The following is a 25,815-nucleotide window of genomic DNA, read 5'->3' on the forward strand; positions in this document are numbered from 1 at the left end:
CTTTAAAGTTCCCTCCGCAATATAGAAAATTGTTTTTCAATAGTAAAGCCCGCTTTTTGATAGATTCGAAGAGCCGGATTATTATTTCCAGTGAATAGAGAGATATATTGACAGCCCACATTTTGAAAAGCTTCAACCATTCGGAAAAACAATACACTGCCAAGGCCATGCCCCTCATGCTCTGGGTGCACTCCGATACCGCAAAAAAATGCTCTTCCATCAGGCTGCGAAATAATTGGACCTGCAAAGCCCACAACCTCGTTGCCGTACACAGCTACTACAAGTGGTGCGCCAACCTTCACGTAAGTAACAATATCCTTCTTCCACTGCGGATTTTGCAGGGCAGCAAGCGTTGCTTCAAGCCCTGTATGTAAATCAGGGACATAGGACGTAATGTAATAGTCCTTGCTATTTGCATTGGTTTCCTTATCTAAAATATCTTCGGGAACTATAAAGCTTCCGAGTTTTAAATACATGCCGCATTGCGTCGCACGATCTTCGTAGCCTCTAGCCATTAAAGCTTCATATAATGGCAGGTCCTTACTGATGCCCGGGGCATTATTATGCTCATGCTGAGGTGCACTTGGTATACTCCACTTCAGCTTAACAGGGTTGAAAAACAATACATCCGCTTGTCTTTTCCCAAGTTCTTGGAATCTTTTTTCTAAACGCAATAGAAAAGCATCGTAAAGCTCCAGAGAAGCCACATGGGTATCTATAATAACACTCGTAATATAACCCGCCACATCTCCAAGAGGGAGATCGTCACCGCAGCAGCCAGCTGCAAAACCAACAATCCCTTTTTCGTCACAGCCTACCCATATACAGTCAGCGTCAAAATAAGGATGGTCGATGAATGTATCTTGAAACTCTCGCTCTGTAAATGGCTTATAATCATATTTTGTAGCCTCACGATTCCAAAGCTCTACAACTGCAGAGTGATCTTCAATTGAAAAGGGTCTGATTTGCAACATTTAAGCCTCCTGTGAACGTCCAATATAGGGCCAGGAAATTTTGCCCATTACTACTGGCTGTGATGCTCCAGTTACTAGCGGGATATTGTTTGGTAAGCGCTCCATCGTGTAATACGCTAGCAGAGCAAAAGCAATTGCTTCCTTAGCATCACTATTACCACCGATATCCTCCTGCGTCAGCACCTGCACGTTATGCGGTGCAAATAAGTGCTGCAAATCACGCAAAAGCGTCTTGTTATAGCTTCCACCGCCGCCAATTAACAATTGCTCAGCCTGGTGCTGCGGTGCAATATACCGTTCATAGCTATCGACGATGCTCCAGGCAGTTAAGTACGTAGCTGTTGCAACAACATCTTCTGCTTTCCAGTGATTAACCTTCATCATTTCAATAATTTGTGCCACGTATTGTTGGCCAAACCGTTCTCTGCCTGTCGATTTTGGTAACGGCATCGTATAATATTTATCCTGCTGCATCCATTTCAATAGCTCATCAATCACTTGACCGCCCGCACCAATTTCGCCATTAACATCCATTGTCATTGGTATAAATAATTGCGATACAAGGCCATCGATAATCATATTTCCAGGACCCGTATCAAAAGCAAATACCTCATCCGGTGAGGCATTTACAGGCAAAACAGTCACATTGCCTATTCCGCCAATATTTTGCATCAGAAGTGTTTTCTTTGGATTGTTAAACAATAAGTATTCGGTAAATGGTACTAACGGAGCTCCTTGTCCACCCATTGCCATGTCAGCAACTCGAAAGTCTGATACGCAAGGAATTCCTGTGCGATTGGCGATAACTGCACCATCCCCAATCTGAACGGTACAATGCAGATTATAGCCGCCCATAACATTCTCTTCCGGAGCATGATAGATTGTTTGACCATGCGATCCTACTGCGAATATTTGCGAAGGCGAAAGGCCGCATTTCCCTATAACGGATAATGTGGCTTGGGCGTATAATTCGCCAAGCCACATATTCATTGCGCCAACCTTATCAATCGTAGCGCTAGCGGGATCAAAAAGCTCAAATATGGAGTTTCTAACTTGCACCTCAAAAGGTGTGTTTTCAAAAGCCAGTAATTCAATCTCTACTCCATGCTCTTTTTCGGCTGAAGGGAAAAGCTTAACTACTGCTGCATCAATACCATCTACTGATGTACCTGACATCAAGCCAACTAAGTATGTTGCATCCACTTTTGATTGTTTGTCCATTAACCTTTCACCGCTCCAACTGTTACCCCTTCAAGGAAGTATTTTTGTAAACTGAAGAACAAAATAAACATTGGAACTGCTGAAATGGTTGCCCCCGCCATCATCGGTGCAAAGTAAGTTGTATTCGCAAAGCGAAAGTTTTTCAAGCCGACCTGAATGGTTTGCATATCCATCGTATTCGTTACTAGGAACGGCCAGAAAAAGTCATTCCATGCCGCCATGAACGTTAGGATTGCTAGTACTGCCATAATTGTTTTAGATAGAGGCATAATGATATACCAGAAGATTTTAGGCTGGGAACAACCTTCGATTTTAGCAGATTCAATAATTTCACCTGGAATGGAGGACATGAACTGCTTAACCAAGAAGATATTGTATACCGTTACTATGCTCGGCATAATCAACGCAGTGTACGTATTTTGTAATTCAAAAATATTTACGATCAAAATATATAGTGGAACCTGAGTAACTTGAACAGGAATCATCATAGATCCCAGCAAAATAGCGAACAAAATGTTTTTCCCTTTAAATTTCATTTTTGCAAAAGCATATCCAGCAAGAGTAGCAAAAAATACGTTAGATACCGTGATACACGCTGCCACTATAAAAGAGTTCAATAACCAGTCCCATGTATGTGGGCTAAAGTTAAAAAAGAATTTATAAGATTCAAATGAAATCTTCTTTGGTAGGATAGAATAGCTCATTGCACCAGCTTCTACCGGATCACCGAACGAGGAAATGACCATAAAGTATATCGGGAATATGGTAGCTGCGGCGAATAGGATAAGGAACGTAATGTTTGCACCATTACGTATAAACAGATACCCTTTGCTTCTTAAGCTGTTGTTGTACAAACCCATAGTATTCTGCTCCTTTTCCTAGTATTCTACATCTTTACCTATAAACTTGAATTGAAGGAATGAGATAAATCCGATAATCGCTGCTAGAACTAATGATTGTGCCGCTGCCTCACCAAACTCAAAATATGTGAACGCATTGTTAAATATTAACAAACCTACCATTGTTGTTGCATGGTCTGGTCCACCGCCTGTCATAAGATAAGCGTTTTGGAATACTTGGAAGGAACCGATAACACCCGTAACAAGTAGGAATAGCGTTGTTGGCTTAAGGAAAGGGACAACGATAAACCAAAGCTTTTGCAGGAAAGACGCGCCATCAATTTCAGCTGCTTCATAATAGCTGTTATCAATAGCGAGTAATGCGGCTATATAAATAATAATTGCTGTACCATGACTTGATAACCATGACATTAACACAAGTGAGAACATTGCAGTTGCACTGGAACCAAGCCAGTTTTGATTTTCAATACCTAAAAAACTCACGAGCTTATTGGCAATACCTGATTTTAAAGGATCGAAGATCCACAGCCACACAACAGAAAGCGCTACACCAGATGCTACGGCTGGCAAGTAATATAGTGCTTTAAAGATCGTTTGTGTTTTTTTCTTGAAAGGAATAATCAAAATTGAAATTAAAAATGACAGAAGAATATTAAACGGAACAGTTAATAGCGTATATACTAACGTGTTTTTCAGCGCTTTCCAGAAAAGTTCATCTGAAAACGAGTTAACGAAGTTATCCATGCCGACAAAAGTGGATCCTAATGGACCATATTTTTGTAAGCTGATAATAAAAGCATTGATGACTGGATATGCGGTAAATAAAGAAAACGCAATAAGTGCTACTGCGATAAACGCGTATCCCCAACCTGAGTCACTTTCGAGCTTCAATTTTTTTCTTTTAGTCAACGTTTGATTCATTGGGTCGCACCTCTCTTCTAAAAACAGTACAAGCTCTAGCTAATTTAGAAGGAAAGCTGTACGTTCTAGCTACGCACAGCTTTCACATGTCAGCCTACGACAGACTAGTCAACTACAATACCATCTTTACCGAAAGATTTAATTGCAGCCGCTTTAACTGCATCATACATTTCTTGTGGAGCAATCTCATTTGCAAGTAAGGCTTGTAGTTTAGGAATAATAACTTCTGTTTCAATTTTTAATGCTTCAGCAGCCAGATCAGTAGGAATATCTGTACGAGCCGGAAGCGCTTTTGCCATCATAGCTTTACCTGCAGCAACGTTATCTTCGTTACGAGGGAATTTTTCAAGTACTTCTGCATTACGTGCAGATTCAGTAATTGGTGATAAGAACAGCTCATTACTGTAGTTAGCAGCAATTGAGCCAGAAGACAAGAAATTCGTTGCTAGGGCAATATTTTTGATGTGCTCTTCAGATGGAGCTTTTTTACCACGAAGTGCGATATAACCATCAACGATTGAAGTAGGGACATAATCGGCACCGTTGAATGTTGGGACTGGAAGTGAAATATAATCAACTTCAATAGAATCTGCAACAGCTGAACCATCGTTCGCTTTAATCTTCTCATTGTTTAGACGAGCAGAGTTTTCAAATGCAGATAAACCTTTACCTGTGATCATCGTTTGGCCCGTTAGGAACATGTTCCACCGTTTGCCAGCATCGATAGAGCTTAGCTCTTTAGGCATAGAACCATCGTTGATCATTTCGCGAATAGATGTAAGTAGACCCAAGAAGTTTTTGCTTGTATACGTATATTTAAGATCTTTATCGAAGTAATCTGGTAAACCTGCAGTTTTAGCAAGAATAGCTAGATAGTCTTTAGATGCTACACCAGATGTTGCGAACACGAAACCATAACGAGTAGTTTCACCTTTATCATTTTTCACTACGCCTTTAGAAATTGCATTACGGAACTCTTCATAAGTCCAACCGTTTTGTTGAATGCTTTTCCAATCAATTCCGGCTTCTTCAAGGAATTGTTTGTTACCACCGATAGTGTGGATTTCCATATATGCTGGTAGGCCGTATTGAGCGTCACCTAGTTGGAAATATTTCAATGGAACTTCGTCATAATCGGCCTTGGCTTCATCAGAAAGGGCACCGTTAAGGTCGATTAGTACATTAAGTGCTGCATATTTCGAAATTCCTGAAGCACCGATAAAAGCAATATCTGGAGGAGAACCTGCATTTACTTGAGTATCAAGTTTTTGCGTCATATCTTCCCAGCTCGCTGGTTCGATTTTCAAAGTCAAGTTAGGATGTAGTGTATTAAATTCTTTTTCCATATCAGCAAAACGTGTTTGATAGTTCGCTGATATCGGAGGTAAAAGTGCTGTAATCGTATCCTTTTTAGGCTCAGAACCACCGTTACTAGTTCCTGTATTACCGGAATCTGTAGAAGTTGTAGCGTTATTTCCGTTTCCTCCGCAAGCCGATAAGAGTGATACCATCATGATTCCTGACAAAAACAGAGTTAATCCACGTGATCTTTTTTTCATCGAAAACAGCCTCCTCAATTATTAATAGCATCCATCCTGTTATTCCACTTTTCACACCTAAACCAATGATGCGATTGCCTGTTTCAAGCGTCCTCCGTTTGCGTTAAGTACTTGTTCTGCTTCTTTTGCATCTAACCCCGATTTAATCATCATAATTGCCAGCTTACAGTTCATAGATGCTTTATCAAGTGTTTCTGCGGCGGTTGATGTATCTACACCAGTCGTGTTCATGATGATACGAATCGAGCGATCTACGAGCTTAAAATTACTAGCCTTCAGATCAACCATCAAGTTGTTGTACGTTTTTCCTAACTTGACCATTGTGCATGTTGTCAGCATATTAAGCACCAACTTCTGAGCAGTTCCTGCCTTTAATCGAGTCGAACCGCTAATGACCTCAGGTCCTACAACAGGTGTTATACAAACATCTACAATGGGTTCGAACTTTGAGCCTCTGTTGTTACAAACACCGATAGTGGCTGCTCCAAGTTCCTTTGCTTTCGCTAAAGCTGCAATAACGTAGTTTGCACTACCGCTTGCCGAAATCCCAATAAGTACATCTTTGTTTGTTACACCAATGCTTTCGATTAATGCGATCCCTTCATCCATATCGTCTTCACAGCCTTCAACCGCAGTACGCAAAGCAATATCACCACCAGCGATATAGCCCTGCACCAAGGAAGGATCTGTACCAAAGGTAGGAGGACATTCGGAAGCATCCAGAACACCTAATCTTCCTGATGAGCCAGCTCCTATGTAAAACATTCTTCCACCATTAGACAACCTATGATGTAGAATATCTACCGCCTTTGCAATCTGCGGAATCTCCTCAGTTATAGCTCTGGGGACCAGTGCATCTTGTTGATTCATTAACTGGATCATTTCTTCCGTAGTACATTCATCAATCATTAATGTGTCTGGATTCACAGCCTCTGTTGTCAATCCCGCAAGGTAGTCATTCATAGCCATCCTCCTTCTTCCCAGTCTCAATCTGTCACCTAGTTAACAAAACGTGTTATATTAACTTACAATTATTATGCTCTTATACTAATACAACACCATCGCTTCGTCAATAGATTTTGAAATATAATTTCATAAAGAAATTAAATTCTGATGTTTTATTTCATTCCTTACATACTATGTTATACCACATTTATAAAGCGCTTACAAGATACAATTTAAATTTTTACCAATTGCTTTGATCGCTATGGCTCTAAGGTTAAAGCGATTTATAAAAATGTATTATTTGCTGATTATCGCTCCAAACGAAACATAAAGTTACATCATCCGCGTTCAACCGGATGATGTTTCGTCTTCGATTCCATTCATTTTCTTCCTCATTATTGTGTGCCAAGCTATTAATTATTGAATTAAACTACTTATTATATTCATTAGATCAACGTATTCATCATGTAGATAATCTAACATGGATTGATATGTAGTACATTTTAGTACACGAATAAGCGAATGAAATACAAAAAAAGGAAAGCATTGATCCATGATCAATGCTTTCCTTCACATTCATTCTATCAGAACCTAATTTCTAAGTTTTTTCTTTAATATATTATGCGTTTTTGTTAAGTAGGTTTTTACTTCTTCATATTCTGCACTTGCGACACCAGCAAATAATATGTCGATGATCGTAAGCATCGCAATACGTGAGCCCATAGCCCCACTGCGGATTGTTATTTCAGGTGTGGATATGCTCAGTACAATATCCGCCCGCTCCGCAAGCTCACTTTTATTGTACTTCGTAATCGCAATACATTTCGCTCTATTCTTTTGGGCAATTTCCAGTGCATCAATAATATCACTAGTTGCTCCAGAGTTAGAAATGAAAATGGCAACATCATCTTTCTCAAGTAAAGTTGCTGCCGTGAGCTGACTATGACCATCTGTATAGGCATGACACATCTTATTAATTCGCGAGAACTTCTGTTCCCCGTCCATACAAACGAGTCCCGAAGCACCTATTCCAAAGAAAACAATTCGCTTACTATGACATAGTAATTCTACAGCTCTTGTAATTTCTTTTCGATCAATAACACTAAGCGTATCCTCAATGGACTTGCAATTATTCAATGAAATATTTGATATAATTGTCGAGAGATCATCACCTGGCTGAATATCTGTATATTGAGCCTTTGAATCCTCATCACGAGAACCCAAAGATGCCGATATACTCACAATAAAATTGCGGTATCCGCTGTAACCCATCGTCTTACAGAAACGAAGGACAGATGCATCGCTTGTCTTACTCGATTGAGCCAATTCCTTAATCGACAAATGAGGGATCTCTTCCGTATTTTCTAAAATGTAATCTCCGACCAATCGTTCAACTGGTGTAAAACTCTCTCGCATATCACGAATTTTAATTAATACGTTGTCATTTAGACTCATAATCTACCTACTCTAGATTTAATTAACACCTTTATTAATATCATAAACAATATAAACAACCTATTTCAATAACAAAATACGTTTCGGCATATCAAAGCTAATATTAATTAATCTATTAAAATCATCCTACTCTTAGGTCATCTGGTGACTTTACGTTGATTATAGCGTAATAAAGTTGTAAGGTATAGTCGATAATTATATACTTTCTGATATGGTGAAACAAGGGACCACAAAGGTCCCCGAAGATTCTTTCTATTGTTCTCAGCATACGTAATACGCATGTATTTTTAAATTTTACTGCCGTCTAAATATGACTCGATTTGTCAACGACATTCTTTGATGTAGCACCGTACTTGAACCATTTAATTTGCTAGCAAGCTGCATTAATTCAGTCAAGAACACCGGCATGGCCGCTACACTTAATAATAGTGCAATGATTAATACGAATGCTACCTGTATAAGTGTCGTTACGCCCGAAGGAATCAACGCGGCGCAGGTGATCCAACATCCCCTTCAAGCTCGTTATACCGCATCATCAGGAATATGCTGTAATCAACGCCCAGGGCTGCAATCATAATGAAGCTGAAAAATGGAACGATCCAGCTCAAGATTTCACTGATTCCAAGAGAAGTAAGTACACTAGCACCAAGGAAGCAATAATGAACAGAGAACTGGACACAGAGCGCGTAATGACTATTAGCACAATTATGATTCCGACCAGCATAATCACGGCTGTACGTACAAAGTCATCCTGTGAAATATTCTGCAAATCAGCATTGGTTGCAGTTGTTCCTGTTAAGGCTGCTTGCACTCCTTGCAAGTCGCTGCAATCTATTGGCATTCCAAAAGCTGTCTGCAAGTTCTTCTTCGAGCTCAAGCGAATACAGTAACTCACCTTCTTCCATCATTTTAGCGAACATCTTCAAAGGGCCATATACAGTGCAGATCAATGCCATGGAAGGCAGGGGGCGTAACAATTTCTCCTCCTTACCTGATTTGTCTATATCTAGAATGAATTTTAATAAATGACCGAATATTGCTTTGCTATGTTCGTCTAAGTAATATCCATCTTCATGCAAGCCTTTCTTTTGCGATTTTTTTGCGCAAGAAATAAAGAGTTCTTTATAATGTAATAATGTACATAAAGACGGATTTGGAGGGAAATAAATGGCAAGTCGTAAATGGGTATTAATCATAGACGATGAAGATGATTTAGCGCGTCTGATGAAGGCTGTTTTACATAAAGAAGGTGTTCCAGACGTTGTAACTGCCGGGACCGTTGCAGAGGGTTGGGACAAGTTTCAGGAGTATAAGCCTGAGCTTATATTGCTAGATATTATGCTCCCAGATGGAGAAGGATATGACTTATGCAGAAAAATTCGGGAAACATCAAATGCACCCATCTTATTTATGTCTGCAAAAGACGAGGAAATTAATAAGCTGTTAGGACTGGCGATAGGTGGCGATGATTATATTACTAAACCGTTCAGTCCGAAAGAAGTCGCTTACCGGGTAAAGGCACAACTGAGAAGAGCTGGCTTTACAGAAGAAAAAAAAGCTCCGAAAAGCTTACAAGCTGGCCCCTTTGAGCTTAGTGCCAATGAGACAGAATTAAAAAAGAATGGCGAGGTCCTCGTGCTAACCGCCAAAGAAGTCGGTTTAATGAGCTGTTTTATGCATCATCCCAATCAGATTCTAAGCAAAGAAACCTTGTTTGGACAGGCGTGGGGTGAGGACTTTTTTGGTTCCGATAATACAGTGATGGTACATATTCGGCGCTTACGCGAAAAAATTGAGGCAGACCCTTCAAATCCTTCCTTTATTTTGACGGTTAAAGGGTTAGGTTATAAATTAAATACCAAGGAGTGAGACTAGTTGAAATGGAAATTGACACTCCGCTTTTTAAGATCGGTTATGACTATTGTTGTGATCGTTGGTATTGTAAACGCGATTTTGTTCCTTTCCTTATTCGTTATAAAGGTAAATAATAATAACTTTGGCACTGAAGAAGCATCTGCAGAAACCTTTAGCCGAACCTTTTCACAATACGTAGAATTACAGGCTGGCAAACCTGTTGTGAATGAAGAAGGTCTCAAAAAACTACAAGAAATGAGCGCCTGGGTACAATTCTTGAATGACCAAGGGGAGCAAGCAGCTGCCTTTTATACCCCTAAAGAATTGAAAACAGAGTATTCTCCTATTGAAATTGTACAAATGTATAAATATAAAGAATTAGATGCACGCACGACGGTTTTTGTCAGCGAAGCCCAACATTTCAGTTACTTTTTAGGGATTAATAATCCTAAAATAGGCCGCTACGTAATGACCTATGACTACGCTAAAATTTTCAAAGATGTTAATGTTTTTCTTTCCATTTTTTTAATCGTTGATGTGCTTATTGTAATCCTCATTGGATTTCTATTTGGGAAAAAGTTAACTGCACCCCTTCATACATTAATAGAGGGTATTCAACAGCTCAGGGAACGACGTTTTAAGAAAATGCCTACTCCCAAAGGTGTTTATGAAGATGTTTTTCGTAATATGAATGAACTATCTGAAAAGCTCGATCGACATGAAGAGGAACGTAAACGCCTCGATCAAATGCGTGAGGAATGGATTAGCAATGTTTCACATGACATGAAGACACCACTTGCTTCTATTCAAGGTTATGCAGAATTTATTAACGACAGTGCCACAGATCTAACAGCCCAAGAATTACAGGAATACACGTCAATTATCAAGAGTAAATCGATGTATATGAAAGATCTGTTAGATGACCTCAATTTAACGACACGTTTGCGTAATCACCAGCTATCCCTGCAATTTGAAGAGGTGAATCTCGTTCAGTTTCTACGAGAAATGACGATTGAACTTTTAAATGACCCGACCTTTGGTGAACGGCAGATAGAGTTTGAGGCGAATATGGCTAAAGCAATGCATAAAGTAGATAAAAAATTACTAAAACGAGCGATCCTTAACTTGATCTACAACGCGCTGGTGCATAACGATGAAAGTGTCGTGGTGAAGATTCGAGTGGATACAGGTCCAGAATCTCATACCCGAATTTCGATTTCTGATAATGGTCATGGAATTCCAGCTAAAGATCTGGAACAGATTTTCGAACGCTACTATCGGGGTACAAACACAACGAGTAAGCATGGTACTGGTTTAGGAATGGCCATCGCAAGAGACATTATTTGGGCTCATGAGGGGAAACTCGATATGACGAGCATTGAGAATACCGGAACCACCATTACTATACTTTTATAATACAAATGCCTTACTTACTCATTAGGCAGAGAAAAGGGCTGTGCTCCATTACCTTTATTGGAGACAGCCCTTCTTCAATTTATTAGTTTTTTATTGCTTTTAGCGGAATATCCTCTACCTTCACTTCATCATATGAGGAGACTTGATCACCTTTTTTTACATACATTTTTAAGTAGGCGCCTTTACGAAGATTTTTTTGTGCATTAAATTCCAGTGGAATTGTATTACCTTTGGCATTTGTAGCTTCTAGTGTATAGGAATAGGAAGTCATCACTGTACCATCACTCAGTTTATATTCATGGGGTTCCCCATCCTCTGTAATTTGTAAATAATAATTTTCGGCATTCATGCGATTGAAATCAATCTTTGCTAGAGCAAAGACACCTACAACCCCAACAACAAACAAAATACCCATAGTAATTAGAAATTTTTTCATCTCAATCATCCTTCTGTTCTATTATTTAGTGTGATAATACGATTGTATGAAGCTACGGTTAAGAAATAATACAACCCATAAATTAGGGTATAAGCAATCATCCAGAGCAACACTGGCTTTGCTAAATCTATCATCAGTAGACTAGAGAATGCTTTTAAAGCCACTACACTATGCAATAACCCTACTATAAGCGGTACAACAAAGATAACGAATACCTGTGACGCAATGGATTTCCGCATTTCTTTTGCACTGACACCCATTTTATGCAGCATATTGTACTGTGCTTTATCTTCTTCTGCCTCAGTTAAAACTTTAAAGTAAATGATACTGCCTGTTGCAGCCAGAAATACGAGTCCAAGGAAACTTCCTATAAAAAGTAGAGAACCCACACTTTCCAAGCTTGTTTGGTAATCTTGAGGCCTGCTTGAAAATAGCGCTTCTTCAGGTAATTGGTTTGCAATTTTTGCAGATAAATCCACAGAGGCATCCTCTACCCCAAGAACACGATAGCGTAGCACTTCTCCATCATTCCGTAATACTTTATACTGTTCATCCGAGACTACAACTGTTATACCTGCTGTACCTGCATTTAATACGGTTTGTGTTTTAAAGCTTTGGAATGTGAGTGGATGGCCGTTGCCTGTTGTTATAGTTTTTCCTGTATACATAGGTGAGAACCTTTTGTTATATCCGATATCTAAAATAACCGCGTAGCCATCCTTTACATTTAATTTTTCTTTATGCTGTACATTTGCTAAATTGTTGTATGTTTTTTCATCGATAACTGTATACCCTCTTTTATCAGAGCTATCGAACGAGGATCGCGAGTTTAATTCTTTCGTATGAAACGTAATGGATAGCGCTTCGATATTTTCATCGTATTTTGTAGCTGGCAGTACAGCACTTACTTGTTTATCCATTTCTGCATCTGTTAATTGATACATAAAGGTATTCGGATTAATCGTTTTTGCCGAGTCATTCGTATTGTAATACAGGCTATAGACCGCTCCACCGGCAGTTACTGTTGTAGCACTCAACACAGCAATCACAGTTAATGTACGTGCATTCCCACGGATACGATAGAGCAGCTGCGAAATGGTTATTACATGAAGGCCCTTCCACAGCCACTTTTCATTTTTCTTAATCATTGCTAACAGAAAGCCAGTCACACTGTGGAACAATAAAAATGTACCCACAATTACCGTTGTTAAAATAATTAATACGGTCATGAGAAATCCGATTTTTGCCCATACCTTAGAAGTGAAAAGGTCCTGCATTGCAAGCCAATAGCCCAAGACAATAAGTAACACTCCAAGAACAGCTACTATCATAGATGGTTTAGGCGCCACTTCTCCCTTTTTGGAAGCATGAAATAAATCAATCAGCTTAAATTGATAGATCAAACGGTAGCCTTGAAACGATGTCACTAAGAAAATAACCAGAAATACGATAGCCGTGTTCATCGCTGCCGCCATTGAAAAAGTAAAGGGTGCTACAACGTCATAACCCATTAAATGAATCAAAATCGTCATAAATCCTTTTGAACAAAGGAAGCCAAATACAATCCCTACTATTAAAGAGAATAATCCTAATAATAAATTTTCAAAAAAGAGCATAAAACCGATTTGACGATTACGTACCCCCAGCAACGCATACAGTGCGACTTCTTTTTTACGTTTTTTCATAAAAAATGAATTGGAATAAGCTATAAATATGAACACGAAAAAGATAAGAATGACTGCCGCTCCACTCATTAGGGAACCCAGTTTTTGGGATGAAGCCGTCTGTTCTGCTATCGTATCACTATATTTTAAGGTCACAAATGTAAAGTAAATGATGATACTAAACACCATCGATGCGATGTATAAAAAATATTGCGAGAAGTTTCTGGCTATATTTTTTCTTGCTAGACTAAATAACGTCATCTACCTCACCCCCAATGGCCGCATGAACATCTAAGATCTCTTGGAAGAAGGATTTGCGTGTCTGATCACGACGATAGATTTCTGTTGAAAATGAACCATCCTTGATGAAAATGATCCGGCGGCAGAAGCTTGCGGCAAAGGCATCATGGGTCACCATCATAATGGTCGAATTGTTATTTTCATTTAAAGTACTTAAGCTTTCCAATAAATCTGTTGCTGATTTAGAGTCAAGTGCACCTGTTGGTTCATCAGCCAAAATCAGTGCAGGTTCTGTCACGAGCGCTCTAGCCGCAGCGGTTCTTTGCTTTTGACCCCCAGAGATTTGGTAAGGATATTTCCCCAGTAAATCTTCAATCCCAAATACTTTAGAGATCTGAGTCACGAGGTGATTAATTTTCTTCGCTGGAATTTTGGCAATCGCCAGGGGAAGCAATATGTTCTCCTTTACCGTCAAGGAATCGAGTAAATTGTAATCTTGAAAGATGAACCCGAGATGTTCACGCCGGAAGTCTGACAAAGCTGTTTCCTTCAGATCATGAATACTCTTGTTCTTCATATATATCTTTCCTTCTGTTGGAGAATCTATGGTTGCTAACAAATTTAGCAAGGTTGATTTTCCCGCTCCGGAAGGTCCCATAATCCCTACAAACTCACCTTCATGAATGTCAAAAGACACGTTTTCCAACGCTGTGTAAGCAGCACTTAACTTCCCGTACACTTTTTTTACGTTTTCTACTTTTAATAATGGTTCCATTCATTTCACCTCATAATTTGCTGATACTTATACTATAGGCACCGAACCTTACAGCAAATTCATGCCAACCTTACAACAAGCTTAAATCTACAAAAAAAAGATACCCTGTAGCCATTTAAGACTACGGAGTATCCCTTTGCTATTGAATAGCATTCATTTTTTTCTGGTTGTATATAAATCAGAAGCTTCATCAAAGTAAAAGCGGCGTTTTTGTTTGCCAAACACGACTAATATAACATGAACGAACAATACGATCGTTAAAATGAGAGAGGTCAATCCAGCACCTAGCGTTAAGAATATAGATGCCTTATAAAATGGAGAATCCATTGATATTTCCACATTATTCAACGTTTTCGCAATGACTGTTATGAAGTACATCGCGTAAATGGCACCAAAGCGTTTAAATAATCGTTTGTTAGTTTCCACTCGACTTATTTTACTGTCATAGCGATAACGCATTATTTTCGTACCGATTGTCGATCCATTCCAAATCATCGGAATAATAAAAAAGGTTACAGAAAGTGTAATGGTGCTCGCAATAAATTCACTAACCATATTAACGTTGGTCATACTCAACACAACTTTAACTACTAGGTTGCTGATAAATAGATCAATAATAACAGCCAGTAACACAGACATCCCTCTTACTTCATCAAACGCTAATAATCTTTCCGCTTTCTCCTTAATTTTCTTTTTTGACGGGAATAACGCCAACACAGCTGGAGCAATAAAGAACCCCAGTACACCGCCAGTAGTATTTAACAATAAATCATCCACATCAAAAATACGATAAGGGCAATTATAAATCCCGTAAATGCCGGTTACCTGTGTTATCTCATAAAATAAAGTTAATAAGAACGTGAAGCCTAGAGCTTTCTTCCAATATTTCTTATCTTGAAAAAAGTATCGCAGATAAACACCAAAAGGTAATAATAGCAAGAAATTAAAAAACGCTTGATAGAATGAGGGTTGGCTAAATAATAGCCTATAAGTTGCAGGCTGTGATAACACGATGCCACTATTCCCAAAGGTGCCCACTATAAATTGAAATGGCATAAGTGAATAATGTTGTGTACCCGGTTTTTGAAGCGAACAAGTGTTACGTATTTCCGGCAACGGCAACAATACTAAAAATAACGCTGCTAGAAAGTAAAAGATAAACGAAAACGAAATTAACGTGGTAGAAAAGGGAAGGTAATTATATTTTCTATAGGTATAAATGAGCCATGGGATAAATAAGGCAAATGCTAAAACCACAAAAAAGATCGCTGCCACAAAGATCGGTTGAGTATATGCTGACATTTCTAGTTCACACCCCAAAATGATTTAGTATTCATATTAACCATAAAACTGATTCTAATTCAACTGGAGTTGGAACATTTTATCAAATTTAAGGATACTGTAATGTTGGCATCAATTTAATGTAAGGTTCGCAACTTATACTGACTCCTAGGCAAATAAAAATATTTTCAAAGGAGCACTATTAATGAATCCCTCCATTTCGCAAAAAGAAAGAATCATTTCACTCGACATCATTCGCGGACTTGCTCTTTTTGGCATTCTGCTTATAAATGTTGGAGCCTTTAAAGTTATTATGGAAGGAGATCCCTTACCAGACTATAGTGGCATTAATGGAATCATCCATAGCTTGATAATCATCTTCGTACAAAAAAAGTTCTTTTCTATTTTTTCATTCCTATTTGGTGTAGGTCTATACATTTTCGCCTCAAGAGCCGAAAGCCGGGGAGATAAACCCAGATGGCGTATGGCTAGACGTTTACTAATCCTTTTGCTGCTGGGAATCATTCATGTATTTATCTTTTGGGGAACCATTCTGCCCGCATATGCCATTATCGGATTGTTTCTGATCCCTTTTTATCACACAACGGTTTCTACACTTAAAAAGTGGCTTATGGGTATGACATCCATTTACATCATTTCCTTAGTGGTAAAAATATTCCTGCCTTCTCAAGGGGCAATCTCATCTATTCTTGATATTTTTTCTAATGACGCTATACAAATCTTTATTATGTTTTTAGCTGGTTTTTTAACCGCAAAGTCAGGTTGGCTTACACACATACAAGAATTAACAAGACCCATTAGATGGATTCAAATGGTATCATTTCTGTTGTTCATTGGTTTTTCACTATGGATTTGGAACGCTTCTCAAAATGGGAACAGCAATGTAGATTCAGTTACGGGCTTAGGATCTCTCCCAACCACATTGTTCTACTTAACAACATTATTTCTACTATTAGAAAATAAACAAATGGTGAAATTCCTGAAACCCATATCACGGGTGGGTCAAATGGCGTTTACAAATTATGTAGCACAAAGCATTATAGGGACGGCAATCATTTCAATGATAGGTCTCGAAGTCGTTTCACCAAAAGATATTCTCTACATCGCAGTTCTGATTTATATGATTCAAATCATTTTTAGCACCATTTGGTTCAAGTTTTTTTCCATGGGCCCTTTAGAAAAGGTTTGGCGCTTGATGACCTATAGAACAAAGCCTGCAATCAAACGATAAAGCTTCGCTTTCCTCGCCTCAATTCAAGTCGGAATTTCTTATCTAAACCCAAAAACCCCTTTTAAAAAGGGGTTTTTGGGTTTAAGCGCTTTAACTTTTAGGCGACAGATCACAACATGAACTTTAAGAATTAGAGAATTAAGTCCAAAGCATCCTGCGAAATCCACACTTTATCTTTAATCATTACTGTCAGCACATTTAGTTTCGTTGTTTTGCCATCCTGAATGACGATATTTTTATCTATAGGCAGCTTGAGAACTTGGCCTGCTTTTTTCACTACAACCACCGGATTAGTCTTATCGGTCTTATCTAGGGTAATCGTAGCTCCTTTGGCCTTGAATTTATCACTGGATACGTACAGTGTATCCTGAAGCTGCGCCAGATTGAGTCCGGTTACTTCTTGAATATACTTATTCACATCCGTATTCTGGATTACACCGCTGTTCATGAAATCGGTCGGTTTAAAATTAGCCGGATGGTAGGCGAACAATCCAACTTCTTCCGATGTGTGATCATCCGTAGAGAAGGTTACTCCTATTTTATCCCCCAAAATTTTACCGATGACTGGCGAAAGGTTGTCCTGCATTCCCAATCTGACTTGATCCGCTTCTTCTTTGGTTAGATCACTAAGTCCATAATTATCCGCAAGGACCTTTTTGAAATTGCTCTCATTAATACTGCCTTCAATGTAATAACTGGTGTGCTTCGCTTTCTTCAGCACGGAGATTAGGTCTTTGGTAGAATCATAGTTCGTCATATTGAGCCCGCCGGTAGCATGATCCGAAACCGATAAGACTGCTGTATTCCCGTCTTTTTCTGCAAAATCAACAGCGGCTTTGAAGGCTTTATCAAACGCTAAGGTCTCACTCATAATCCCCACTGGATCGTTATCATGACCATACCAGTCAATCTGGCTTGCTTCGACCATCAGAATAAAACCATTCTCGTTCTGTGACAACTTCTCTATCGCTACATTGGTCATTTCGGCAAGGCTCGGTTGCTTTTGCGGATTCAGGTCAAAATCAGCATCCAGTGCTTCGGGGTTGAATAGTCCCCAGATTTTATTCGTTTTAGAATTCATTAAACCTGCTTTATCCGTTACGTATTCATACCCATTTGATTTCAGGATTTTGGTTAAATCTTCTCCGTCCTTGCGGTTAATGTCTTCTTTGCCGGGTACCAAATACCCGGAACCGCCCCCAAGTAGTACATCTACACCACTATAGACCATCTGTTCTGCAATAGACTGCGCATTGTCACGCGTGTATGCATGACTTAAAAATGTAGCCGGTGTCGCATCCGTTAATTCACAAGTGAATACCGTTCCTGTACTTTTCCCTGCCATTCTCGCTGCATCCATAAGGGTAGGCAGAGGTTTGTTCATGTCCTCTGGTTTAACTGCGCTTACGAAAGGCATCGTTATTCGGTCTGGAAGTATGGATACCGTCTCACTCTTAACCTTATGGCCTGTGGCATAAGCCGTAGCTCCCGCAGCGGAATCTGTGGTCAGTGAATCCGTAGAATAGGTTCTCACCAGCCCGCTGAAATACTTATCCATCGCAAGCGCCTGACCTCCCTGATACCATCTGGCCAAGTTCACATCGGATAAGCTCATCCCATCCGTAATAAACAGGATTACGTTTTTGACCGATTTGTTGGTAGGAGCATCAGAGTTATTGGCGTAGGATGTTCCGTTGCCTGCTGCAAGCAGACTGCAAACCATAACTGTACTGCAAATTGTCCCGATAACCTTTTTGCGCATTTGAATCCTCCTCTAGCAGATTTTGTTAAGTACGTTACTAGTTTAAAGGAGGATTGTATGCGGGAGCAGCACCTATTCTCTTATTTTATATTAAATTCTATGCATATTTTGTCTTGACCTGTGCTACTGATATTTGTAAAAAAGGGGCGCCCTAGGGGCACCCTTTGCATTATTATTGTCTTATTACGAGGACATCTCGAGGCGCTCTACCCGTGCTTTGAATTCGGGAAATTTCGGAGCTTGTAAGGATACGGCCTACCAATATCAACGAAGATGTGACATTGTTAAAGTTAAAATTATTCAAGTTCGCTACGTTTTGGCTGCCACGGAATACACGGAACGATCCCTGAAAGTTAATTCGCGAAAATAGTACAAGCGTTACTTGAGAGCTCTGCACAACATTTCTGAGACGGAAACTCGAGAGAACGTTGTTAAACCGAAACGCTCCAAGATCACGAACCGCAACTCCCCCACGTCTGAATCGAATCCGGCGATTGGTAAAATTAGTACCCGACCAAAGAGTAAGACGTATATCACTGTTAGCCAACTAAATCAACTCCTTCTCTGAGATTGATATAGTCTATTACTAACTTCAAAGAACGGTACAAGACAAACACAGTTGCACAAATGATTGTTTTTCAGATTTCCCTACGGTGGTATTATCCAAATCACCGGGTCGAGCCTCGGATAGGTTAGCAGTCGAAGTGATTTTCCAGTTATATTCATCTACCTATTAGACACTTTCTTATACGTTAGGAGGGAATATGAAAAAAATAACTCAAACATTCGGGTATTTAGGTAGTACAATGTTGGCTGCAGCTTTACTGTCATGGATCTGCGTATTTTTGTTTCACGGCTTACCTGGGGTCTATGTATGGATGGCACTTAAATTTATCATCCCAATTCTAGGTTTCGTAGGACCCACCCCGAACCCTCTTGCCGATTCTGCTCATGATCTGGTAAAAAGTGAAGCTATCTTTCCGAGGAGTTACCCTAGGAGGAATGGACAGCTTCAACAACTATGAAAAAAAGGCGTTAACGGATGCCTAAGCTCCGTCAACGCCTCCTCTATCCATTCATTGCATTCCTGCCTCTGCTGGAAGCGAATTATTTCTTGTCCCCACTGCTTTAATCACGAAATTGTAGGCTTTAGCAGAATCTATGCCGTTTAATGTATAACTGTAACTCGTCTGACCGCTTACCGTCGGCACATAAACGCTCCAATTTGTGCTGACTTTATCATTTTTCTCGTACATCCGGTAACCTCGCACAGGCTCAGAGCTATTTGCTGGCGCTTTCCACGAAAGAACTGCACGGTTCCCTGACTGTCTTACTGCACTTGGATTTTCGACAATGCCGGGTTTGACGTCAGTCCGTTTAATACTGTAAGCATCATAGACGGCAAGAGGTTTATCTTTAACAGCTGTGTAGGATGTGAATTTCAGCACGTCGCTTGTAATGGAAACATCCACGAACATTTTCTTATTGGGCTGGTCGTTTTTTGCTGCAAAAAAAGTGTCTGCATCTGGATTAATGGCATAAAATTTCGAAGCGGCCGAGTTGCCCATCAGATACACGGTCCCTTTAGGATTCAGCACATTTCCTTGCTCATCGGTAATGACATTCTTAATCGGAACGTTGTTCAGCATTTGAAAAGACCTCATATACATATGGTCATGTCCCTCAAACACCATATCCACACCCAGCTCATCAAATACAGGAATTAGATATTTCCGGTAAAATTCTACCCGGTCGCTTTCTGCCGAAGCATTATCCCCTGAAGAATACGCTCCCTTATGCATCGAGACGAATTTCCACTTCTTGTCGGTCTTTGCCACTTGATTCCGCATCCATTCCAATTGCTTCGTGAATTGAATATCCGCTTTATACGGCTTAACCTCCCCTTCGTACTGGGAATTGATCTGCATAAACAGGGCATCGCCGTATTCGAAAGCATATACCGACCCGTCATGAGCGCCCGTCCCGACATCTTTTGGAAGATTAAAATGGTTATAGAAGTTGTTATTCGGATAATCCTCTATCTCATGGTTGCCGATAATCGGTGCAAATGGCACATTGGCAAATTCTTTTTTCGGCACACCTAAGAACCACTGCCACAGCTGCTCCAGATCACCGTCATCCGTTAGATCCCCTGTAAGAAGAACAAACTTGGGATCTACCGTTTTCTCAATAGCTCTCTTAAAAGTATCCTGCCACAGATCGAAATTCGATTTACTTGAGCCTTGGGTGTCGGTTACATAGAGGAAATGGAAATCCTGATTATCCGCCTTGTCCGTAGTAAAAGAACCCGCCTCGCTCCAGCCGTCCGCATCACCGTTACCGGCCCGGTAGATATACTTAGTTCCAGGCTTAAGACCGCTTGCAATAACCTTGTGGCTAGCGAACTTTTTATACTTTTTGGAGCTTCTGTCTCCTGATGTCATTAAGGTTTCAATAACTGTTACGCTGCCCTCATAAGAAGCTGCCAGTTGTTCCGGGAACTCGCTTCCTCCCGCATTGGCGGCCTCCACTACTTGCACTACTGTACCTCTGACGGTTTCGGCTGTATACCAGTCAAAGGCAATACTTGTCTTCGGGTCTCCATTAAAAGTCATGTTCAGAAGCGTTGGTGTTTTGATGCCGGTATCCGGAGACTTCGTCTTAAAGCTCCAGGTAATATCGTTCTCAGGTGTCCGGCCATCCGTAGTTCCCTTAACAAACTCTTTAGGGACGGTCACGTTGTAAGTTTTGCCGGCAGTGAAAGTAGGGTGGCTGACTTTGACTGTGTCTTGACCGAGGAGTGAAGCAGAAATGTTGGTAAGAGGAAGATTGTTTTCTGTGATTACAACTTGATAACTGCTGTCGAGACTGATGGCTTTGTTAAACTTCACGGTGATCTCTGCGTTAAGGGGAACATCTGCAGCCCCTGAAGCGGGCGTTTTGCTTACCTCAAGTGTGGGAGTGTCCCCAGGTTCGCCGCTGCTGCGTGTTCCTTTAATTATCACATCTTTGATTCTGCTTGAGCCTGAGCTGGACACCGTTCCCCCGCTTACGCTTTTCGCAGAGTTTACCACCCAGCGGATATAGAGTACATCTTGATTGTTTGTTCCGGCAGGTAAAGCGAGGTTAGTTAATTTGCAGGAATTATTGGAACAATTAAAATTGTTCTGGGCTAGAACAAGGTTGCCGCCCGTAACATCTGTCCATTCCTGTTGATCTATACTGTATTGCACCTTAAAATCCCTGGGTCCTGTACTTGAAGAGGTTTGCTGGGAAGAAAGGAAGATCCCTTCGAAGCCTTGGGTAGAAAGCGTGGCAAGCCAGTATTTTAGGCCCGTTCCTTCATGCCAGCCCTGGTTGCGTACGCTGTTCTCACTTGACTCATAGGTGTACGCATCCGTATTAGTTCCTACATCACGAATGGATGAAGATGTCTGATATACCCCGCCGGTAGCCGGAAATACACCGTTTTCGCCTTTGTCTTTAAAAATCCACTGGGCAATCGTTTCCTGAACTGCAGTTGCTTCATTTACAAGGTCTTCCTCAATTTCTTCCCTTCCTGCTGAGACAAAACCAGTCAACTCCATGGCAAGCAGCAAACCTATAACCATTAGACTGATTACCTTGTAAAATCTATTTTTGAGATAAGATCGGTTGTTATCCATTCAGCCCATCTCCCTCTTCCTTAATCTCACTTATCATCGAACCGCCGTCTCCGAGCAGAACGGCGGTTCTGCTACCCTTACCTTCCTGTTATTGGAGTTCCCAGTCGGTGACTTGAAGGATTGCTGAATCTGCACCCTTCAGGTCTGTCTCTCCCATGTTCAGCAAATTGCTCCACTGCTTCACACGGTTCTTGCCGTTAGGCGGAGAGTTATACTCATTAGTATCCACAATCTTGGTCCGTTCTTTATAAAATTTGGTCATAAAAGTCTTCTCATCCGTGATGCTTCCGGATTTACCCAAAAGCCCTTGAAGGGTCTCGGAGCCGCCGGTAGCTCCATGGTTCAGCGCTGCATCCACGAAGGAACCAATAGTTAATGCCGAGTTAAAGCCGCGTTTGCGGGCCTGCTCCACACTGTATTTAATATAGATATTGTAGAACGTTTTCCACATAGCCTCTCTCCACTCGGGATCATTTTGCAAATTGCCGATTTTTCTGCAGAAGCTCTCTTCGCTTTCATTGATCTCGAGGATCTTCCCTTTCATCGAACCCTTAACACCGATCCGGGCCAATGCGCCTTTAACCGAAGGATTACTCGCGCCTTTGGCAGCGTCATATGCCTTGAACAGATCCGGACCGTCGGGACCGGTATCATTTGAGCCGCCTGTAGTCGCACCGAATATTCCAATCGTATACCCGCGGTCATCATCAATATCTTCACAATATCCGTAAAAATTGATCCAGTTCAGATCGTCCTGCTCCGGTTTGTTGACAAGCATCATAATATTGTTCCACTGCTCACCATCCAGACCTGTGTTGTCACGCAAGAATTGAAGTGTTGCCGGTGAGAAATTAGAATCAGGGTTCCCTGCCGCATAACTTTTCTGTTGAGATGTTTTGGACAGACAGCCATAAGAAAAAATCATTGAAAAACTGAGCAGAATCATCAATGAAAATTTCATCTTCTTGGAAACCTTACTCTTCGTTGAATTTAGCACCGCAATCTCTCCTTTAATTGAATAGTTTAAGCGCTTTAACTTTTAGTGGCAGTGAACCTTATCCCTAACCTATCTGAGCATGACAGCCCTCCTTTTTCCAACACTTGGTAATTCAATTTAAGCTTATCTCAAAAACTTTGTCCAAACAGCACGTATTTTCTTGTAAATATTAATTTTTATACATATGTTGCTACAAAGCATAGATTAAGTCTACAATCCTCTTAGGAGGTGCTGAATGAAACCGGTATTTTATGAGTCTACTCTTTTTGACATCAGCCGCAAGAAACAGGTATACACCAGCATGCCTTCAAGACACTATCATGATGCATATGAGATTCTGTATTTAATATCCGGGGATTTTTATTATTTTATAGGGGACAGAACTTACCAGGTTGCGGGCGGAACACTGCTATTTATGGATATTCACGAAATGCACAAACTGGTCAATTCCGGCTGCAATATGTATGAACGGGTTACACTCCTGTTTAAAAAAGAATTCCTGCAGCATTTCTGCACCGGCAGTCAATGTGAGGAACTGCTCGAATTGTTCAAAAGTGATTACCGCGCTTTGAAGATGACCGGGATGGATCAATATTTCATCGAACAGCTTTTTCAGAAAATGATCCAGGAGGGGAAGAAGCAAGCCCGCGGATATGAACAGTACCAACAAATATTATTGGTGGAGCTGCTTCTCTATCTTAATCGTAAACTATTTGACAGCCGCGTAGCTTCATTTGTAGAATCCAATCGTACACATAAGAAAGTCCTGGACATCGTTAATTATGTAAATCAACATTATATGGAACCGCTCAAGCTCTGTGAGATTTCACGGCAATTCGACATAAGCTCTTCCTACCTTTGCCGCACTTTTAAAGAATCCACCGGGTTCAGCTTCATTGAATATATCAATAACATCCGCATTAAAAAAGCGCGTGATTTGCTGGTTGGCTCTTCTTTTAATGTTACTGAAATTGCGGGAATGGTTGGGTTCGATAACACCTCCCACTTTGGACGAACCTTCAAATTAATAATGGGCATCTCGCCGCTCTGCTTCCGCAAACAATTTAAGTCTTAATAACAACTCACTGGAATACGTCAAGACATTTCATCAAGCCTAACAAATTGCAAGTTTCTTGCCTGTAGTTGGTTTAGCACTTCTTCTAAAGCTTGCAGCATAAAATAAGGAGCATGCCGGTCCGCGCCCGCAGTCTCTCCGCTGTCGTGAAGTAAAACAACGGAGCCATCGGTGATTCCACCTAATAAAATGGCCTGCATCCGGGTTTGACAGGCCCGGATGTTCCAGTCACTCGCCTTCAGCGACCATAGAACAATTCGATACTGCTTGTGCCGAAAGAAATCAAATAGATTGATTAATCCCCAGGGTGGACGGTAATGATTGGGTCTGATTCCGACAATAGACTCTATAATATCAGCGGAGCGTTCCAGATGTTCTCGCCTAATTGTACTGGGCAGCATCAGCCAATTAGAGGTATGGCAGTAATTATGGATGCCAATCTGATGGCCTTCCCGATCCATCCTTCTGATCAGATCTGGATACTGCTCCGCTCGCGATCCAAGCACGAAAAAAGTAGCCTTCACTTGATGTAACTTCAATAAATCCAGCAATTCCGGCGTATATTTTGGATGTGGCCCATCATCAAAAGTGAATGCCACCTGTTTTTCTACCGTTCCTTTGCGAAAAACACCAAAGCCGCTCACTCGCGTAATCAAACTTGGAATAAACATGTAAAGAGTAGCGGCACATAGTATTCCTCCTATCAGATATGTAAGTATGATTACACCTCCTTATAACAAGCATAAGACCTATCCAGAGTAGTTCTGTCCGGGTGAAAATCGATTTTTCAGTGAGGCGCGTGAATGGATCAGTAACATCGGGACCAGTTGCTCTGTTCGCCGATTGATTCTTTGTCTCCCTTCAGGATGCATGGCAGACAGCAGCAATCGAAGATAGATGGTGGTGATGCGTTCGAAAACGCCGGACTTTATATTTTGTTGTTCAAAACCAAGACCGTGCGTTAATCCCCGATGGAGCAGTGTAATCCCCAATAAAGCCTTGACCTGCCTGAACTCCGACTGCGATTCGAACGCTTCATTGATTTGCTGCATTGATTTGCGCAGCATGCGAGCCGTTTGCAGTGCGGCACGATCCGATCCTTCGGACCGGATCAACTTCAGGATTCTTTCATTGTCGAGGTGGAGTTCTCCCACCCATTCTCCCTGATTGATGACCGTGGCGTCTTGGCATACAATAGGCTGTCCCCGGTGCTTTTTTAGCATCACGGTACATATACCAAAGCGTGACTTATGTGATCCGCGAAAATGTGAAAGCAACGCAAAAGTTTTTTCCCACATCATCCAGACGGACTGCACCGTGGTTTTACGTATTTTGAAACCCAACTCATTCACCATCCTTAAAACGGTTATTGTCTCTCATTTCATCCATTGTACCTAACGAAACTTTCTTTTTTCCTAACGTCTACTTCTATTTGACGCTATTCACCGGAATTTCTCTGCGTG

General features: G+C 40.7%; 21 protein-coding genes and 1 pseudogene. 4 read left to right on the forward strand and 18 right to left on the reverse strand.

Going from position 1 to position 25,815, the window contains the following annotated elements; genetic code table 11:
- Nucleotides 1-2 precede the first annotated feature (2 nt).
- The 9 genes and pseudogenes from NYE58_RS23335 to NYE58_RS37560 form a co-directional block, all read right to left on the reverse strand.
- Nucleotides 3-974, reverse strand: coding sequence for a GNAT family N-acetyltransferase (locus tag NYE58_RS23335; protein ID WP_076276165.1), 972 nt, complete (start codon nucleotides 972-974; stop codon nucleotides 3-5).
- The gene (locus NYE58_RS23340; RefSeq protein ID WP_076127187.1) at nucleotides 975-2,195 is read right to left on the reverse strand and encodes an anhydro-N-acetylmuramic acid kinase; all 1,221 of its coding nucleotides are present in this window, start codon (nucleotides 2,193-2,195) and stop codon (nucleotides 975-977) included.
- Complete coding sequence (locus NYE58_RS23345) at nucleotides 2,195-3,055, reverse strand: carbohydrate ABC transporter permease (protein WP_076127188.1); 861 nt, start codon at nucleotides 3,053-3,055, stop codon at nucleotides 2,195-2,197. The genes NYE58_RS23340 and NYE58_RS23345 overlap by 1 nt, the downstream gene beginning before the upstream one ends.
- An 18-nt stretch (nucleotides 3,056-3,073) precedes the next feature.
- Entirely contained in the window at nucleotides 3,074-3,976 is a 903-nt protein-coding gene (locus tag NYE58_RS23350; RefSeq protein ID WP_060622964.1) for a carbohydrate ABC transporter permease, read from the reverse strand.
- 104 nt (nucleotides 3,977-4,080) lie between these two features.
- Nucleotides 4,081-5,535, reverse strand: coding sequence for an ABC transporter substrate-binding protein (locus NYE58_RS23355; RefSeq protein ID WP_076190768.1), 1,455 nt, complete (start codon nucleotides 5,533-5,535; stop codon nucleotides 4,081-4,083).
- Between the two features lie 57 nt (nucleotides 5,536-5,592).
- The gene (gene murQ, locus NYE58_RS23360) at nucleotides 5,593-6,498 is read right to left on the reverse strand and encodes an N-acetylmuramic acid 6-phosphate etherase (RefSeq protein WP_076217895.1); all 906 of its coding nucleotides are present in this window, start codon (nucleotides 6,496-6,498) and stop codon (nucleotides 5,593-5,595) included.
- A 573-nt stretch (nucleotides 6,499-7,071) separates the two neighbouring features.
- On the reverse strand, nucleotides 7,072-7,935 hold the full coding sequence (locus NYE58_RS23365) for a MurR/RpiR family transcriptional regulator (protein ID WP_042129113.1): 864 nt from the start codon (nucleotides 7,933-7,935) through the stop codon (nucleotides 7,072-7,074).
- Nucleotides 7,936-8,229: 294 nt separating this feature from the next.
- A pseudogene (locus NYE58_RS23370) lies at nucleotides 8,230-8,761 on the reverse strand (MMPL family transporter); the annotation flags it as partial.
- A complete protein-coding gene (locus NYE58_RS37560; protein ID WP_081386402.1) occupies nucleotides 8,706-9,131 on the reverse strand; it encodes a hypothetical protein in 426 nt (141 codons plus the stop codon). The pseudogene NYE58_RS23370 and the gene NYE58_RS37560, both read right to left, overlap by 56 nt.
- On the opposite strand from NYE58_RS37560, the gene NYE58_RS23375 reads away from it, so the two are divergent.
- Together NYE58_RS23375 and NYE58_RS23380 are read left to right on the forward strand one after the other, a co-directional pair.
- On the forward strand, nucleotides 9,103-9,804 hold the full coding sequence (locus tag NYE58_RS23375) for a response regulator transcription factor (protein ID WP_076276163.1): 702 nt from the start codon (nucleotides 9,103-9,105) through the stop codon (nucleotides 9,802-9,804). The two genes, NYE58_RS37560 and NYE58_RS23375, sit on opposite strands and share 29 nt — an antisense overlap.
- A gap of 6 nt (nucleotides 9,805-9,810) precedes the next feature.
- Nucleotides 9,811-11,205, forward strand: coding sequence for a sensor histidine kinase (locus NYE58_RS23380; RefSeq protein ID WP_341003118.1), 1,395 nt, complete (start codon nucleotides 9,811-9,813; stop codon nucleotides 11,203-11,205).
- An 82-nt stretch (nucleotides 11,206-11,287) separates the two neighbouring features.
- Here the strand turns inward: NYE58_RS23380 and NYE58_RS23385 are convergent, their stop codons facing one another.
- The 4 genes from NYE58_RS23385 to NYE58_RS23400 form a co-directional block, all read right to left on the reverse strand.
- Nucleotides 11,288-11,641: a YxeA family protein gene (locus NYE58_RS23385; protein WP_076276161.1), complete on the reverse strand. Its 354-nt coding sequence runs from the start codon at nucleotides 11,639-11,641 to the stop codon at nucleotides 11,288-11,290.
- 5 nt (nucleotides 11,642-11,646) lie between these two features.
- A complete protein-coding gene (locus NYE58_RS23390; RefSeq protein ID WP_341003119.1) occupies nucleotides 11,647-13,566 on the reverse strand; it encodes an ABC transporter permease in 1,920 nt (639 codons plus the stop codon).
- Nucleotides 13,553-14,320 carry an ABC transporter ATP-binding protein gene (locus NYE58_RS23395; RefSeq protein WP_341003120.1) on the reverse strand — a complete coding sequence of 256 codons (768 nt, stop codon included), beginning with the start codon at nucleotides 14,318-14,320 and terminating at the stop codon, nucleotides 13,553-13,555. Before NYE58_RS23395 ends, NYE58_RS23390 begins: the two co-directional genes overlap by 14 nt.
- A 153-nt stretch (nucleotides 14,321-14,473) precedes the next feature.
- Nucleotides 14,474-15,622, reverse strand: a complete 1,149-nt coding sequence (locus NYE58_RS23400) for a VanZ family protein (RefSeq protein ID WP_341003121.1) — start codon at nucleotides 15,620-15,622, stop codon at nucleotides 14,474-14,476.
- A 184-nt stretch (nucleotides 15,623-15,806) separates the two neighbouring features.
- Here NYE58_RS23400 and NYE58_RS23405 point away from each other — a divergent pair, with 184 nt between their 5' ends.
- Entirely contained in the window at nucleotides 15,807-16,853 is a 1,047-nt protein-coding gene (locus NYE58_RS23405; RefSeq protein WP_076276158.1) for a DUF418 domain-containing protein, read from the forward strand.
- Nucleotides 16,854-16,983: 130 nt separating this feature from the next.
- On the opposite strand, the gene NYE58_RS23410 is transcribed toward NYE58_RS23405, so the two are convergent.
- The 3 genes from NYE58_RS23410 to NYE58_RS23420 form a co-directional block, all read right to left on the reverse strand.
- The gene (locus NYE58_RS23410) at nucleotides 16,984-18,615 is read right to left on the reverse strand and encodes an alkaline phosphatase (RefSeq protein ID WP_341003122.1); all 1,632 of its coding nucleotides are present in this window, start codon (nucleotides 18,613-18,615) and stop codon (nucleotides 16,984-16,986) included.
- Between the two features lie 1,076 nt (nucleotides 18,616-19,691).
- Nucleotides 19,692-22,280: a metallophosphoesterase gene (locus NYE58_RS23415; RefSeq protein ID WP_341003123.1), complete on the reverse strand. Its 2,589-nt coding sequence runs from the start codon at nucleotides 22,278-22,280 to the stop codon at nucleotides 19,692-19,694.
- A gap of 88 nt (nucleotides 22,281-22,368) precedes the next feature.
- The gene (locus NYE58_RS23420; protein ID WP_341003124.1) at nucleotides 22,369-23,277 is read right to left on the reverse strand and encodes a chitosanase; all 909 of its coding nucleotides are present in this window, start codon (nucleotides 23,275-23,277) and stop codon (nucleotides 22,369-22,371) included.
- Between the two features lie 235 nt (nucleotides 23,278-23,512).
- Here NYE58_RS23420 and NYE58_RS23425 point away from each other — a divergent pair, with 235 nt between their 5' ends.
- A complete protein-coding gene (locus tag NYE58_RS23425) occupies nucleotides 23,513-24,352 on the forward strand; it encodes an AraC family transcriptional regulator (RefSeq protein WP_076217885.1) in 840 nt (279 codons plus the stop codon).
- A 20-nt stretch (nucleotides 24,353-24,372) separates the two neighbouring features.
- On the opposite strand, the gene NYE58_RS23430 is transcribed toward NYE58_RS23425, so the two are convergent.
- Nucleotides 24,373-25,023 (reverse strand): polysaccharide deacetylase family protein, encoded by a 651-nt coding sequence (locus NYE58_RS23430; protein WP_175618995.1) that lies wholly within the window; start codon nucleotides 25,021-25,023, stop codon nucleotides 24,373-24,375.
- A gap of 78 nt (nucleotides 25,024-25,101) precedes the next feature.
- The gene (locus NYE58_RS23435) at nucleotides 25,102-25,707 is read right to left on the reverse strand and encodes a YkoP family protein (protein WP_081383212.1); all 606 of its coding nucleotides are present in this window, start codon (nucleotides 25,705-25,707) and stop codon (nucleotides 25,102-25,104) included.
- Nucleotides 25,708-25,815: the final 108 nt, after the last annotated feature.

Origin of the sequence: Paenibacillus sp. FSL L8-0708, assembly GCF_038009325.1 — a bacterium.
Taxonomy (GTDB): domain Bacteria; phylum Bacillota; class Bacilli; order Paenibacillales; family Paenibacillaceae; genus Paenibacillus_AQ; species Paenibacillus_AQ odorifer.